The 13,638-nt window shown below is 55.3% G+C and carries 16 protein-coding genes; 7 read left to right on the top strand and 9 right to left on the bottom strand.

Annotation, left to right across the window (positions count from 1 at the left end; all coding sequences use genetic code 11):
- The first annotated feature begins 33 nt into the window (after positions 1-33).
- The 3 genes from ACZF99_RS07390 (at position 34) to ACZF99_RS07380 (ending at position 2,307) form a co-directional block, all read left to right on the top strand.
- Positions 34-786 carry a molybdenum cofactor biosynthesis protein gene (locus ACZF99_RS07390; RefSeq protein ID WP_483610404.1) on the top strand — a complete coding sequence of 251 codons (753 nt, stop codon included), beginning with the start codon at positions 34-36 and terminating at the stop codon, positions 784-786.
- 81 nt (positions 787-867) lie between these two features.
- Positions 868-1,899: an HD-GYP domain-containing protein gene (locus ACZF99_RS07385; protein ID WP_483610402.1), complete on the top strand. Its 1,032-nt coding sequence runs from the start codon at positions 868-870 to the stop codon at positions 1,897-1,899.
- 69 nt (positions 1,900-1,968) lie between these two features.
- Complete coding sequence (locus ACZF99_RS07380; protein WP_483610400.1) at positions 1,969-2,307, top strand: L,D-transpeptidase; 339 nt, start codon at positions 1,969-1,971, stop codon at positions 2,305-2,307.
- A 135-nt stretch (positions 2,308-2,442) separates the two neighbouring features.
- Here ACZF99_RS07380 and sufB read toward each other — a convergent pair whose 3' ends face one another.
- The 6 genes from sufB to ACZF99_RS07350 form a co-directional block, all read right to left on the bottom strand.
- On the bottom strand, positions 2,443-3,840 hold the full coding sequence (gene sufB / locus ACZF99_RS07375) for a Fe-S cluster assembly protein SufB (protein WP_483610398.1): 1,398 nt from the start codon (positions 3,838-3,840) through the stop codon (positions 2,443-2,445).
- Positions 3,841-3,862: 22 nt separating this feature from the next.
- Complete coding sequence (gene sufU / locus ACZF99_RS07370) at positions 3,863-4,285, bottom strand: Fe-S cluster assembly sulfur transfer protein SufU (protein ID WP_483612596.1); 423 nt, start codon at positions 4,283-4,285, stop codon at positions 3,863-3,865.
- Positions 4,285-5,505 (bottom strand): cysteine desulfurase, encoded by a 1,221-nt coding sequence (locus ACZF99_RS07365; protein WP_483610396.1) that lies wholly within the window; start codon positions 5,503-5,505, stop codon positions 4,285-4,287. The genes sufU and ACZF99_RS07365 overlap by 1 nt, the downstream gene beginning before the upstream one ends.
- Positions 5,502-6,803 (bottom strand): Fe-S cluster assembly protein SufD, encoded by a 1,302-nt coding sequence (gene sufD / locus ACZF99_RS07360; RefSeq protein ID WP_483610394.1) that lies wholly within the window; start codon positions 6,801-6,803, stop codon positions 5,502-5,504. Before sufD ends, ACZF99_RS07365 begins: the two co-directional genes overlap by 4 nt.
- A 19-nt stretch (positions 6,804-6,822) precedes the next feature.
- Complete coding sequence (gene sufC, locus ACZF99_RS07355; RefSeq protein ID WP_483610392.1) at positions 6,823-7,605, bottom strand: Fe-S cluster assembly ATPase SufC; 783 nt, start codon at positions 7,603-7,605, stop codon at positions 6,823-6,825.
- Positions 7,606-7,912: 307 nt separating this feature from the next.
- Positions 7,913-8,386: a Dps family protein gene (locus tag ACZF99_RS07350; RefSeq protein WP_483610390.1), complete on the bottom strand. Its 474-nt coding sequence runs from the start codon at positions 8,384-8,386 to the stop codon at positions 7,913-7,915.
- Between the two features lie 256 nt (positions 8,387-8,642).
- Between ACZF99_RS07350 and ACZF99_RS07345 the strand changes: the two genes are divergently transcribed.
- Complete coding sequence (locus tag ACZF99_RS07345) at positions 8,643-9,185, top strand: hypothetical protein (RefSeq protein ID WP_483610388.1); 543 nt, start codon at positions 8,643-8,645, stop codon at positions 9,183-9,185.
- Positions 9,186-9,264: 79 nt separating this feature from the next.
- Here ACZF99_RS07345 and ACZF99_RS07340 read toward each other — a convergent pair whose 3' ends face one another.
- A complete protein-coding gene (locus tag ACZF99_RS07340) occupies positions 9,265-9,654 on the bottom strand; it encodes a DUF423 domain-containing protein (RefSeq protein ID WP_483610386.1) in 390 nt (129 codons plus the stop codon).
- A gap of 171 nt (positions 9,655-9,825) precedes the next feature.
- Here ACZF99_RS07340 and ACZF99_RS07335 point away from each other — a divergent pair, with 171 nt between their 5' ends.
- From ACZF99_RS07335 to ACZF99_RS07325, 3 genes are all read left to right on the top strand, one after another.
- Entirely contained in the window at positions 9,826-10,239 is a 414-nt protein-coding gene (locus ACZF99_RS07335; protein WP_483610384.1) for a hypothetical protein, read from the top strand.
- A gap of 188 nt (positions 10,240-10,427) precedes the next feature.
- The gene (locus ACZF99_RS07330) at positions 10,428-11,288 is read left to right on the top strand and encodes a DegV family protein (RefSeq protein ID WP_483610382.1); all 861 of its coding nucleotides are present in this window, start codon (positions 10,428-10,430) and stop codon (positions 11,286-11,288) included.
- 38 nt (positions 11,289-11,326) lie between these two features.
- Positions 11,327-12,181 (top strand): DegV family protein, encoded by an 855-nt coding sequence (locus tag ACZF99_RS07325; protein WP_483610380.1) that lies wholly within the window; start codon positions 11,327-11,329, stop codon positions 12,179-12,181.
- Between the two features lie 79 nt (positions 12,182-12,260).
- On the opposite strand, the gene narI is transcribed toward ACZF99_RS07325, so the two are convergent.
- Together narI and narJ are read right to left on the bottom strand one after the other, a co-directional pair.
- Positions 12,261-12,950, bottom strand: a complete 690-nt coding sequence (gene narI, locus ACZF99_RS07320) for a respiratory nitrate reductase subunit gamma (RefSeq protein WP_483610378.1) — start codon at positions 12,948-12,950, stop codon at positions 12,261-12,263.
- 19 nt (positions 12,951-12,969) lie between these two features.
- Positions 12,970-13,632: a nitrate reductase molybdenum cofactor assembly chaperone gene (gene narJ / locus ACZF99_RS07315; protein WP_483610376.1), complete on the bottom strand. Its 663-nt coding sequence runs from the start codon at positions 13,630-13,632 to the stop codon at positions 12,970-12,972.
- Positions 13,633-13,638: the final 6 nt, after the last annotated feature.

Raw genomic sequence — 13,638 nt, 5'->3', positions numbered from 1 at the left:
ATATTACTTACAAACCATTCCGAGGAGACTCTTATGATCATTCAAATCGCCCTTTTTGCCGGGTTGGCGGACCGAATCGGCACGTCCAGCCTTAACTTTGCCTCCCCCTATCCGGAGCGGCAAATCACGGCTGCTTCATTAAAAGAAGCGCTGGCGGAAGCCTATCCGTCGGCGGCCAATCTGATCGCCGCTTCCTTCGTTGCCGTCAATCAGGAGTACGCCTCAGGCGATACACCGATTACCGCAGGGGACGAAATTGCGCTTATTCCGCCGGTATCCGGCGGGGAATCGATTTCCGGTCCCGCGTCGGACGGGACGGATGCGGACCTGTTCCGCATTACGGAGGAACCCTTATCCGTGGAGGAAATTACGGCCAAAGTGATCGCTCCCGACCACGGAGCGGCGTTGACGTTCACCGGAACGACCCGGGAATGGACACAGGGCCAGCGGACCGTCGAGCTCGAATACGAGGCTTACGTCCCGATGGCCTTAGCCAAGCTGCGCCAAATCGGCACCGAGATCGCCGAACGCTGGCCGGGTACGCGCTGTGCCATCAGCCACCGGATCGGTCGCGTCGATATCGCGGAGATCAGCGTAGTCATCGCCGTATCGGCGCCTCACCGCGCCGGATGCTACGAGGCCAGCCGCTACGCAATCGAACGTCTCAAGCAAATCGTACCGATCTGGAAGAAAGAAATTTGGGAGGACGGCTCCGAATGGAAGGGCCACGGGCTTGGGCCTTGGGACCCGCGCGTTCCGGGAGAACACCTTCTTTCGGGTGATTGACACCGAGCAAAATTCATTGTCAACCCAATTATTTCCTGATATGATGAAGGAAAATTGGAAGATTATGAGGTGTCATCGTCCTTGAAAGTACATATTATGGAACTCAGTCCAGGCGACCGTCTCCAACGTGATGTATTTAATCATTTCGGCGTTTTTGTTTTGCAGAAGGGCTGCATCTTGACCAGCGATGCCATTGTCAAATTGATGCAGCACGGCATCGACTACATCGATATCGAGCCGCAAACCCTAAACGCCGAGTTACCTACGGATCCTACATTCCGGGTTAAACCCTACTTGGACGAAGCCGTAGACGGATTTGAACAGCTCTTTTTGGAAGCGCTATCTAAAGGTACGATCGATGAAGCGAAAGTGGATCAGCTTCTGGAACCGATGATCTCGGAATTGGACACCCAGAAGGACGTCGTCTCCTTATTGCTGATGATTGGCGACGATGACAACTACACCTACCATCATTCCATGCAAGTCGGCATGCTCTGCTATTATATCGCTTCCTGGATGGGGTATACCAAAGAAGAAGCTTATAAGGCCGGAAAAGCCGGTTATTTGATCGATATCGGCAAAAGCAAGGTTCCGCAAGCCATTCTGACCAAACCCGGCAAGCTCACGCCGGAGGAGTTCGAAGAGGTGAAGCTCCACACCGAATACGGCCATGAGATCATTTTGAGTTCGACCGGGGACGAGCTTTCCGCCCTGGTGGCGCTTCAGCATCACGAACGGGAAGACGGAAGCGGTTATCCGCAGGGCCTTCGGGATAAGGATATTCATCCGTTCGCCAAAATCGCCGCCGTTGCGGACGTCTACTCGGCAATGACCTCCAATCGGGCGTACCGCTCGAAGCAGGAGCTTCTATCGGTGCTGCGCGAGCTCAACAGCCTCAGCTTCGGCAAGTTAAGCCCGGAACCGACGCAAGCGCTGATCCGCCACTTGCTGCCGAACTTCATCGGCAAGAAAGTGATGCTGAGCTCCGGCGAGATGGGGTCCATCGTGATGACCAACCAGACGGACTTCTTCCGACCGCTCGTCAAAACCGATTCCCGCTTTGTCGACCTGTCCAAAGAACGCGAAACTTCGATCGAAGAGGTATATCTATAATCCGCTCTTGCCCAGCCCTCCCGTGCCTATTCGTCATACACTAGCAAAAAAGGAAGGCCGGTGCAGATCATGCCTAATTACCGCATCATCGTGGATTTATCGGATCGAATGCTGTATTTGCTGGATAACAACGTCGTCGTGCGCGGATTTCCGGTCGGAATCGGAAAAATGCTTACGCAAACCCCCGAAGGAACGTTTACGATCGTCAACAAAGCCCCGAACCCCGGCGGACCGTTCGGCGCCTATTGGCTGGGCCTGTCCAAACCCCACTACGGGATCCATGGAACCAACGATCCTTCCTCTATCGGGAAAGAGGTTTCCCAAGGCTGCATCCGCATGTACAACCCGGATGTCGTCGAGCTGGCCCGCCTCGTGCCGATCGGGACGAGCGTCACGATCAGGAAGTAACTTAGTGCCGCCCTCCTCACATCAAGGCAGCCAGGCCGCCGGACGCCTTGTCGTTACTGAATTTCGACCTGCCCGGCCAAAACACAAAAAGGAGAAGACCCTGCAGCGGTCTTCTCCTTTCGTTTGGCCCGGTTCTTACCCGATCGAGCCCTCCATCTCAAACTTGATCAGCCGGTTCATCTCTACCGCGTATTCCATCGGCAGCTCTTTCGTGAACGGCTCGATGAAGCCCATCACGATCATTTGTGTCGCTTCCTCTTCGGTCAAGCCGCGGCTCATCAGATAGAAGAGCTGCTCCTCGGATACCTTCGATACGGTCGCTTCATGCTCCAATGTGATGTTGTCGTTCATGATCTCGTTGTACGGGATCGTATCGGACGTCGACTCGTTATCGAGAATCAGCGTATCGCATTTGATGTTCGATTTCGCGCCTTCCGCCTGACGCCCGAAGGAAGCGAGACCACGGTACGTGACCTTGCCGCCATGCTTGGAAATCGACTTCGACACGATCGTCGACGTCGTATCCGGCGCCAGGTGGATCATTTTCGCCCCGGCATCCTGAAGCTGGCCCTTGCCGGCGACGGCGATGGACAGCACGCTGCCTTTCGCGCCGCGGCCTTTCAGGATGACGGCCGGGTATTTCATCGTCAGCTTGGAACCGATGTTGCCGTCAACCCATTCCATATTGGCGTTCTCTTCGGCCACCGCACGTTTCGTAACGAGGTTATAAATATTGGGCGCCCAGTTCTGGATCGTCGTATAACGCACGCGCGCGTCCTTCTTCACGATGATTTCCACGACCGCGCTATGCAGCGAGTTCGTGCTGTAGATCGGCGCCGTGCAGCCCTCGGTATAGTGCACGAAGCTGCCTTCGTCGGCGATAATCAGCGTCCGTTCGAACTGCCCCATGTTCTCCGAGTTGATCCGGAAGTATGCCTGCAGCGGCACTTCGCATTTCACGCCCTTCGGCACGTAAATGAAGCTGCCCCCGGACCATACGGCGCTGTTCAAGGCCGCAAACTTGTTGTCGGCCGCAGGAACGACCGTTCCGAAATACTCCTTGAACAATTCCGGATATTCCCGCAAAGCGGAGTCCGTATCCATGAAGATAACGCCTTGATCCTCAAGATCCTTCTGAATGCTGTGGTACACGACCTCCGATTCGTACTGCGCGGAGACGCCGGCCAGGAACTTCTGCTCCGCCTCCGGAATCCCCAGCTTATCGAACGTTTCTTTGATTTCCGCCGGGACTTCTTCCCACGTCTTGCCTTGCTTTTCGGAAGGTCTCACATAATATTGAATGTCGTCAAAATCAAGCTCGCTCAAGTCGCCGCCCCAGCGCGGCATCGCCATTTTCTCGAACTGTTCGAGCGATTTCAGGCGGAAATTAAGCATCCATTCCGGCTCGTCTTTGATGCGGGAGATCTCCGTCACGATTTCACGGGTCAAGCCTTTACCCGATTGAAAGATCGCCTTGTGTTCATCCCGGAAGCCGTATTTGTACTCTTCCAATTCCGGTGCTTTTTTGGCCATGTTCGGTTACCTCCTTAGGGGATTAGATATCCGCTTGGATTCCTTTTTTCAGCGCGTTCCAAGCAAGCGTGGCGCATTTGATGCGGGCGGGAAATTTATTAACGCCGGATAAGGCCTCAAGATCTTCATAATCGTCAAAATCCACCGACTCCCCCATCATCAGCCGGGAGAACCGTCCGGCCAGATCCATCGCTTCATCGAAGGTCCGGCCTTTGACGGCCTCCGTCATCATCGAAGCCGAAGACATGCTGATGGAGCAGCCTTCCCCGGTAAACCGGGCGTCCTTAACGACATTTCCTTCCACAATCAGTTGCAAGGAAATGCGGTCGCCGCAGGTCGGATTGTTCAAATCGACCGTCAGCGCGCCTTCTTCAAACTTCCCGCGGTTCCGCGGGTTTTTATAGTGATCCATAATGACTCGGCGGTACAGATCGTCCAGTTGCATCACCCAAAATACTCCTTTGTTTGGATTAAAGCTTCCGCCAGTCGGTCGATATCCTGTTCCGTATTGTACAAATACAGGCTGGCTCTGGCCGTTGCGCTCGCTTCAAGCCAGCGCATGAGCGGCTGACAGCAGTGATGGCCCGCCCGGATGGCGATGCCGGAAGCATCAAGCACGGTCGCAACGTCATGCGGATGAATGTCCTGCAGATTGAAGGTGAGCAGGCCCACTTCGCGCTCGCGCGGTCCGTATAAGGTCAGCCCTTCGATTTCCGACAGGCGATGTATCGCATAAGCGGCGAGTTTGGTCTCATGGCTGTGAATCTCCTCAAGCCCGATGCCCTCCAGGAAATCGATAGCCGCCGCCAGACCAACCGCTCCGGCAATGATCGGCGTCCCGCCTTCGAATTTCCAAGGAAGCTCTTTCCAGCTCGATTCATACAGCCCGACATCGTCGATCATTTCCCCGCCGTATTCGATCGGCTCCATGGATTCCAGCAATTGCTTCTTCCCATATAGTACCCCAATTCCGGTTGGCGCGCACATCTTGTGGCCGGAAAAGGCATAAAAATCCGCGTCCAGCTCCTGTACGTTCACCTTCATGTGCGGGGTGCTTTGCGCGCCGTCAACGACCATGACGGCCCCGTTGCGATGAGCGATAGCCGCCAGCTCCTTGACGGGATTCACGACGCCAAGCACGTTGGAGACGTAGGCGGTCGCCACGATCTTCGTCTTGGCGGTAATCGTCTTCTCCGCATCCGCCAGATCGATATGTCCGTCCGGCTGCAGCGGGATGTATTTGAGCACGGCTTTCTTCTTCAAGGCCAATTGCTGCCAAGGAATCAGATTGCTGTGGTGCTCCATCGGAGTAATGACGATTTCGTCCCCTTCTCCGACGGCCGCTCCCCCATATGAGGAAGCGACCACATTGAGCGCCGTGGTGGTGCCTCGAGTGAAAATAATCTCCTCCTGCCGTGCCGCGCCGATGAAACGGGCCACCTTCTCGCGGGCATTCTCGTAAGCATCGGTTGCCCGGCTGCCCAGCGTGTGCACACCTCGATGCACATTGGCGTTATCCCATTCGTAATAATGCTTCAACGCTTCGATTACGACGGTCGGCTTCTGCGAGGAAGCCGCGCTGTCGAGGTAAACGAGCGGATGCCCGTTGACTTCCTGCTGCAAAATCGGGAATTGTTTCTTGAGCTCTTCGGCATGGATGCTCATTGTCCCAACTTCCTTTCCACCAGGCCTTGCAGTTGCTTCTGCAGCGGCTCCAACGGGATATCCGATACGACGGGCGCCAGGAAGCCGTAGATGACCAAACGCTCGGCGTCCGCGCGGGTAATCCCCCGAGACATCAGATAGTAGATTTGTTCCGGATTCACTTGCCCTACGGAGGCCGCGTGTCCTGCCGTAACGTCGTCCTCGTCAATCAGCAAAATCGGGTTCGCGTCTCCGCGGGCTTTCGGGCTCAGCATCAGCACTTTCTCGGTTTGCTGGCCGTCCGCTTTGGTGGCGCCTTTCTCAATCTTCGTAATGCCGTTAATGATGGCGGTCGCCTCTTCACGCATCACCGCACGGGTAATCATTTGGCTGGCCGAGCTCTTGCCGTAGTGGACGGCCTTCGTCGTATAGTTCAAGCGTTGCTTTCCGGACCCGACAGCAATGACTTTGGCGTCGGAGCTGGAGCCGTTCCCCTTCAAAATCGACAACGTTTCGCTTGCCGAATCGCCGCCGTTCATTTCCCCGATGATCCATTCGATGCTGCCGTCGTTTTCGACCACGGCGCGGCGGTACGTCATATCCGTCGCTTGCTCGCCCAAGTGGTGTACCGTGGCAAACCGAACCTTGGCGCCCGGTTTGACGATCACTTCGGCCGCGCCGTTATGCACGATATTTCCGTTCAGGTTAACGGAAATATAGTTATCCACGTAAGTCACTTGACTGTTCGTATCGGCCACGATCAAGACGTGCGGAGCAAACACGGAGCCTGCATCGTCCAACAGGAAGATGGTCTGCAGCGGCGTATCGATCACGACGTTCTTGGGAACGTACAGGAACACCCCACCGTTCCACAAAGCCGCATGCAAAGCGGACAGCCGGTTTTCGTCAGGATTCACGACGCTGTGAAGATGCGCCTTCACGAGATCGCCATGCTCCCGCACCGCCGTTTCCAAATCGGTGAAGATCACGCCTTGGCTCGCCAGTTCCGGCGCCAGCCGGGTATATACCGTATCGGCATTGCGCTGAACGAGCAAATTGCTCTGCTCCGTCAAATCCACCAGCGATTGAATGCTCTCGGGAAGCTGCTGCAGCTTGTCGCCGCGAGTTTCGCCTAGCGTTCCGTAGTTGTTTATATCCCAGCGATCCAGTCGCGTTTTTTCCAATTTAGGCAGTTCCAGTTCCGCCGCCAACTGCAGCGCCTTTGTCCGACTATCCGTCAGCCAGGCCGGTTCGCCGCGCTTCGCGGAAAGTTGTTTCAGTTGTTCCGCTTCTACCGGAAGTACGGTTTGTGTCGTCATTCTCTACTCCTCCTTCCGATTAGGCTTCTTGACCGACCGTTTCATCCACGATGCCGAGCTCGTCTTTGACCCAATCGTAACCTTCGGCCTCCAGGCGTTCGGCCAGCTCAGGACCGCCGGATTTCACGATGCGTCCTTGCATCATGACGTGCACGAAATCCGGTTTAATATAATTCAACAGGCGTTGGTAGTGGGTAATGATCAGGAAGCCGCGGTCTTCGCTGCGCATGGAGTTCACGCCGTTGGCCACGATCCGCAAAGCGTCAATGTCGAGACCGGAGTCGATTTCGTCCAGGATCACGATCTTCGGATCCAGCAGCAGCATCTGCAGGATTTCGTTCCGCTTCTTCTCGCCCCCGGAGAAGCCTTCGTTCAGGTAACGGTGCGCAAACTCCGGATTCATTTCCAGCACCTTCATTTGCTCTTCCATTTGACGAATGAATTTAATGAGGGAAATCTCGTTACCTTCGCCGCGGCGGGCGTTGATGGCGCTGCGCAGGAAGTCCGAATTCGTCACCCCGGCGATTTCGCTGGGGTATTGCATCGCCAGGAACATTCCGGCGCGGGCACGTTCGTCGACGGCCATCTCCAGCACGTCTTCGCCGTTCAGCGTAACTTTACCGTCCGTTACTTCATACTTCGGATGGCCCATCAGCGCGGAAGCCAGCGTACTTTTCCCGGTCCCGTTCGGTCCCATGATCGCGTGAATTTCCCCGCCTTTTATCTCAAGATTGATCCCTTTCAGGATCTCCTTCTCCTCGATTGTCGCTTTAAGTTCTTCAACTACAAAATGCGTTGCCATGTGACTGCTCCTTCCATCCGCGAATATTAACGTTATTTGCCCAGGGACGCCGCCCTTGTTCTTGCCATTATATCATAACAATTATCACATTATAATGATTCTAAGTGATTCTCATTGATTCTCATTTCATTCTAACCTACTTTATTGGCATAAGCAACGTATGCCGGCGGATATAAACGATGTGCTATACCCTTTGTCACAGACAAGTCGAAATTCCCAATATCGCCCAACGCAAAAGGGCCCAGCCCTTGCTTGCGGCCAAGCCCTTCGGGAACGCCATGCTTATCTTACCAACGAACACGTGCGGTTAATTCAAATACGCGCGGAGCATCCACATTTGTTTCTCCAGACTGCCGAGGTAGCCGGTCAGCAGATCGCTGGTGGCACGATCCTCCGCCTTGTCGGCTAACGAAATCCCTTCGTTATATGCTTCGGTCAGGGTCGCCAAATCTTCGAGCACATGCTGCACCATGGCCTGCGGCTCTTCCTTGCCGCCTGCCTCTTGAATGGTTGCAAGCTCCAGGTACTCCTTAAGCGATGCCGCCGGATTCCACTTCAAGGCCAGCATCCGTTCGGCGATGGCATCCATCTGTTCAGTAACTTCATTATATAATTCCTCGAATTTGGCGTGCAGCCTGAAGAAATTGCTTCCTTGCACGTACCAATGATAATTGTGCAGCTTCACGTAAAGCACGTTCAAGTTGGCGACCTGTTCGTTCAACAGCTGCTCCAGATTCGATTTCTTCGTTTTCCCTGCGGATTTCGCTTCCGAATTGGCCATCCAAATCCCCGCTTTCTATAATTAGGATGCCATTATCTTACCCTAATTCGGGCGACGTGAAACAAGATGGAGGAACTCGTCGCCCTGCCTCCTGCCTTTGGTTCTTTCGGAACGGTTTTTTCGATTTCCAGCAAAACTCCGTTTTTTTCCTTAAATTTGGACTATGATTGTTCTGGCAGTGGTGCTATGATTATCTGGGTATTTTCTCAGAAAAGGAACCGCCTTCTCTGCTCAACACGTCATATTTGGGGGAATTATGGACAATCATACTGGTCAACATCATGATGAAGATTCCGGCTATTTGTTCAACGTCGAAATATTGATCAAGGGCAAGTCAAACCCGTTGGCATTGCAAGCGTTGCTCAAGCTGCTGAACGATGGCCCTGACGTCATAGATTACCGCATCAATTCCGGAATTGAATTGGGTCGGATCATTGAATCGACCTTGGTTTCCCGCAAGCAGTCCCGCATCGATCATGCCAGATCCGTGACAGCCAAGAACAGCGCCAAGGAGACGTCCAAACCGCCGGCTTCGGCCGAGAAGAAAAAAAGCGAGCCGGCTTCAGGCAATTTCAAGGAGCTCGCGGCAAGCGACGAATTCCAGACCTGGATCCAAAGCTACATCACGGAGAACAAGCTGGTCCGACTGTACATTAACCGAAACGGCAAGCGGACAAGCATCCCGTGTCGGATTCTGAACTTCCTTCCGGAGACCTACGCTCTTAACGTGTATCACGTCGACGAGAAACAAGTATATACACTAAAGTTGAGTGAAGTCATCGACTTTTTGGATGCTTAATCGAATAACGGATCATGCAAAAAAGGGCTGACGTTTCCTGCTAGGCAGAATTCGCCAGCCCTTTCGGCTTGCCGTCTCCTTAGGCCCCTGGGCGGGCAGCGCTTCTCCAAGCCTCAAGCGCAAGCAGCAGCCAGCCTCCCAGAAAAGCTATGCCTCCCAGCGGCGTTACCGGACCGAGCCAGCGCCAGTCCAATGCGGCTAGTCCGTAAAGGCTGCCCGAAAATAAAATTACGCCGCTCAGGAACAACCGTGCGCTCCACAACAGACGCCGGGATTCCCCCCACTTTCCGGCAAATAACGCGGCCAGCAGCAACGCGAGGCCATGGATCATCTGGTAATGAACCCCGGTCTCAAAGGTCCCTATGGCCGACTCGCCGATCCGCTCCTTCAGGATGTGAGCGCCGAATGCGCCGAGCGCCACGGCCAGAAGCATCACGATAGCCCCGATTCCCGCATATTTTCGCTGCATTCCGAAGTTCGCCCCTTTCTGGTTTTGTCCGCAGGTTTCACGTCCATCATACCGCAGGGCTTTGCCACATTTCCACCCGCAGATCGGGCAAAAAATATCCTTGCATTTTTCGGAAGGATATTTAAAGATTATCTTGAATAGGTTTAGATTACCGTAATAAAGGAGATTGAAATGGATCATCACCAAACGGAACACGATTCCGCTTCACCTTACGCTGCGCCTTACGGGCATGCATCCCGGACGAAATTCTCCGGGCCCGGCATCGCTTCGTTCGTCCTCAGCCTGCTGGCCGTGATCGGTTATGCCGTTTCGCTGACGCTGATTACGACCACGGTGCTGGACATCATGGACCAACCTGCGGACATCATCGCCGAAGACCTGCTTCAGCGGACCGGCGCTTTGCTCGGCATTTTGCTGTTCCTCTTGTCCGGCTTGTTGGACCTGATCGCACTCATTTTGGGCATTGTCGGCCTGGCGGTCAAAAACCGGCGCAAAGTATTTGCGATTCTGGGCACGATTTTTTCTGCGTTGTCCTTGCTGATGCTCGTTATGTTATTCGTATTGGGCAGCCTCGCCGCTCCGTAATGGCGGCGCCTCGCGGATTCTTCCCACCGCAAACGGCGGCTTGCGGGCCGTCGTCAAAAGCCCCAAGCCCCACGGGTATCGGCAGCGCGGACCTGGGGCTTTTCCTTGTCTCGTTCTTTTTGATAAAATAATGAGAAGTTGCTTTTTTAAAATAAAGGGATTTGGATAACCAACCAAGGAGACTGCTTATGTCTAAAGTGAAAATTTTCGCGGATAGTACCTCGGATCTTCCAGCCGACTGGATCGAGCGGCACGAAATCGGTCTGGTTCCTCTTTACGTCGTGTTCGGCGCTGAAACGTTCCGGGACGGCATCGACATTACCCCGCTCGACATCTACCGCCGGGTGGAAGCCGAAGGAAATTTACCCAAGACAACGGCCCCGTCCCCGAAAGACTTTATGGATGCCTTTGGCCCTTATATCGCTCAAGGCCGGGACATCGTGTATATCAGCTTGTCCTCCAAGCTGTCGTCGACTTATCAGAACGCGCGAATCGCTGCGGCGGAATTTCCCGAGGGCCGGGTTCGCGTCGTGGATTCCCTGACCCTGTGCAGCGGCATCGGGCTGCTCGTCATGAAGGCGGTACAGCTTGCCAAAAAAGGACTGGGGGCCGCGGAAATCGCCGAACAAGTCACCGCGATACGCCCGCATGTGGAGACGCAGTTCGTCATTGATACGCTGGAATATTTGTATAAAGGCGGACGTTGTTCCGGCATGCAACATTTCATCGGCAGCCTGCTGCAAATTCGGCCGGTGCTTAAGCTGGTGGACGGAAACATCATCCCGGCCTACAAGGTGCGGGGCCGCAAGGAGAAAGCCGTACAGCAGATGCTCGACAACGCCTTGGCCGACAAGGACAACATGGATCAGGACCTGATCCTGGTCGCCCATACGCTTGCGGAGGAAGAGGCGCTGCGGCTGGCCGCCATCCTGCGGGAGCAGACCGGTGCCCGCGAAGTCGCCGTATCCGAGGCTGGCTGCGTCATTTCCAGCCACTGTGGGCCACATACCGTCGCGATCATGTATGCAAGAAAACAACCGGCTTCTTAAGTCCCATAGATAACCAATGAACTTTTAGGAGGATTCATATGGGTACAATCAAAATTTTTGCGGACAGCACTTGCGATCTCCCCGCCGAATGGATCACGCGGTACGACATCGGCATCGTGCCGCTGTACGTCACGTTTTCGGAACAGACTTACAAGGATGGCGTCGATTTGACGGTGCCCGAGCTGTACCGGAAGGTCGACGAGACAGGCAAGCTGCCCAAAACGGCGGCACCTTCGCCGGCGGATTTCATTCAAGCCTTCTCGCCTTATGTCCGGGAGGGCCGGCAGATCCTGTACATCAGCCTGTCGTCGGAGTTGTCCTCGACCTACCAGAACGCGCTGATCGCCGCGGAGGAATTGGGCGAAGGCAAGGTCACCGTGTTTGATTCGTTGAACCTGTCGACCGGCATCGGTCTCCAGGTGATGAAAGCCGTCAATGCCGCCGCGGATGGAAAAAGCGTGGACGAGATCGTCGCACTGCTGACCGCCGTTCGGCCGCAGGTCGAGACCGAATTTGTCATCGATTCGCTTGATTACCTGTACAAAGGCGGGCGTTGTTCCGGCATGCAAAATCTCGTCGGTAGCCTGCTGAAAATCCGGCCGGTCATTAAAGTCGAGGATGGAAAAATGACCCCGGCTTATAAAATTCGCGGAAGCCGCGAAAAAGCGCTCGAACAGCTCCTGAATAACGCGCTCGGCCGGCTGTCCGACATGGATAACGACCTGATCTTCATCACTCATTCTTTGGCGGACGAGGACGCGAAAGTGCTGAAGGAAGCGCTGGAGTCCAAGACGAACGCCCGCCTTGTTGCGGTGTCCAATGCCGGCTGCGTCATCTCCAGCCATTGCGGCGCCAAAACAATCGGCATTTTGTATACGAAGAAGCTCGCATAGCGGACTTGGAGCCAACAGGGAAGGCCAGGGACATCCCCTCGCCTTTCCTTTTTCGTCTGTCCGCGGACGGCTGCTCCCGTTACCGCCGCTTATAGCTCACCCGCGAGCGATACTGCTGCGGGGCGCGTGCCGGATAGCGCACCGGCAGCGAGAACATGTGCACCAGCTTCGTGAACGGAATCGAAGCGAACAGCAGGAAGGCCGTAATCACGTGCATTTGGAACAACAACGGCACCGTATCCATCAGATGATAATCGGGCCGAAACGCAAGCAGGCTGCGAAACCACGGACCGATCGTCGTCCGGTATTCATAAGCCACTACGGTCGTATTGTAAACGATTGTCATGTACGTCCCGTTGGCGGCGACGATCAACAGCAGGATCACGGCGAAATAATCGGCGAAGCCCGCGTGGGCCCGGACGCGCCGGTTCATCAATTTGCGAATCAGCAGCACGACCAACCCCAGCACCACCATGATCCCCGCCAGCCCCCCGCCGACGATGGCGAAGACGTGGTACGTTTCGTCGCTGACCCCCATCGCATGGTAGACGCTTCGCGGGATCAGCACGCCCATCACATGGCCGATGAAGGCGAAGATGATGCCGTAATGAAACACCGTCGACCCGATCCGCAGCCACTTTCTCTCAAAAATCTCCGTCGAAGGGGCCGCCCAACTCGCCTGCCGGAAGGCAAACCGGTACAGCAAGCCGAGAATCATCACCGTCAAGGCGATGTACGGATATACTACCCACCAAAACAAACCGGTCATACCGCTCTCCTCCATTCGTTCAGTTGCACCTTTTGAATTGCCGCGGATCCGTCCCCGTGCGGGCGGTCCCGTCCATACCGTAGAGGATCGGGTAGGGAAGCTCGTCCAGGTCCGCTTGTTCGCGTTTCGCCTCCAGCCGCCGGATCTCCTCGTCCGACGGTTCGCCGAAGACGTCCTCCATCAGGTAGGCGAACAACTCGCGATAAGGGCTGTCCTCCGGCAGATGATCGGCGACGCGTCTCGTCGCCACGGCCAGCCGCAGCTCGAGCGCCCGGACGTGGACATGGTCCGGTCGCATGGCCAGCAGCTCGTACAGCAGCGGCATATAGTCGGCCAGTTCGCCGACCGCCGCGGCAAATCCGGCATCGCCGATAATGTGCTGCAACAGGATCAATGCGGCTCCGCGCTCCCGGCTGTCTCCCAGCTCATGCGCAGTCAAGTAAAGTCCGGTCTTCTCCTTCCAATCGAAGGTCCACACGTACTGCTCCCGCAGCTCCCGGAGCGGGAGGGACTTCAAAGGATGAATTACCGCTTCCAGACGGCTCTTCAGTGTAAGATCCTCCAGCTCCGCCAAGGCCTCCAACGTCTCGCCCAGCACCTCCGCATAAACGTCGTCGGGGTAGCCGAGCAACCGGGCGGCGACGGCCAAACCGATGCGTTTCGCTTCCATGGCTTCCACCATATCGAA

This window comes from Paenibacillus sp. JL3B1040 (assembly GCF_057063165.1).
The sequence above is the reverse complement of the archived record's forward strand: the minus strand, read 5'-3'. Positions and strand labels throughout refer to the sequence as shown.

Coding starts and splice junctions, on each gene's coding strand:
- ACZF99_RS07390 (WP_483610404.1), top strand. CDS start 34: ATGATCATTCAAATCGCCCTTTTTGCCGGGTTGGCGGACCGAATCGGC.
- ACZF99_RS07380 (WP_483610400.1), top strand. CDS start 1,969: ATGCCTAATTACCGCATCATCGTGGATTTATCGGATCGAATGCTGTAT.
- sufB (WP_483610398.1), bottom strand. CDS start 3,840: ATGGCCAAAAAAGCACCGGAATTGGAAGAGTACAAATACGGCTTCCGG.
- sufU (WP_483612596.1), bottom strand. CDS start 4,285: ATGCAACTGGACGATCTGTACCGCCGAGTCATTATGGATCACTATAAA.
- ACZF99_RS07365 (WP_483610396.1), bottom strand. CDS start 5,505: ATGAGCATCCATGCCGAAGAGCTCAAGAAACAATTCCCGATTTTGCAG.
- sufD (WP_483610394.1), bottom strand. CDS start 6,803: ATGACGACACAAACCGTACTTCCGGTAGAAGCGGAACAACTGAAACAA.
- sufC (WP_483610392.1), bottom strand. CDS start 7,605: ATGGCAACGCATTTTGTAGTTGAAGAACTTAAAGCGACAATCGAGGAG.
- ACZF99_RS07350 (WP_483610390.1), bottom strand. CDS start 8,386: ATGGCCAATTCGGAAGCGAAATCCGCAGGGAAAACGAAGAAATCGAAT.
- ACZF99_RS07345 (WP_483610388.1), top strand. CDS start 8,643: ATGGACAATCATACTGGTCAACATCATGATGAAGATTCCGGCTATTTG.
- ACZF99_RS07340 (WP_483610386.1), bottom strand. CDS start 9,654: ATGCAGCGAAAATATGCGGGAATCGGGGCTATCGTGATGCTTCTGGCC.
- ACZF99_RS07335 (WP_483610384.1), top strand. CDS start 9,826: ATGGATCATCACCAAACGGAACACGATTCCGCTTCACCTTACGCTGCG.
- ACZF99_RS07330 (WP_483610382.1), top strand. CDS start 10,428: ATGTCTAAAGTGAAAATTTTCGCGGATAGTACCTCGGATCTTCCAGCC.
- ACZF99_RS07325 (WP_483610380.1), top strand. CDS start 11,327: ATGGGTACAATCAAAATTTTTGCGGACAGCACTTGCGATCTCCCCGCC.
- narI (WP_483610378.1), bottom strand. CDS start 12,950: ATGACCGGTTTGTTTTGGTGGGTAGTATATCCGTACATCGCCTTGACG.
- narJ (WP_483610376.1), bottom strand. CDS start 13,632: ATGGTGGAAGCCATGGAAGCGAAACGCATCGGTTTGGCCGTCGCCGCC.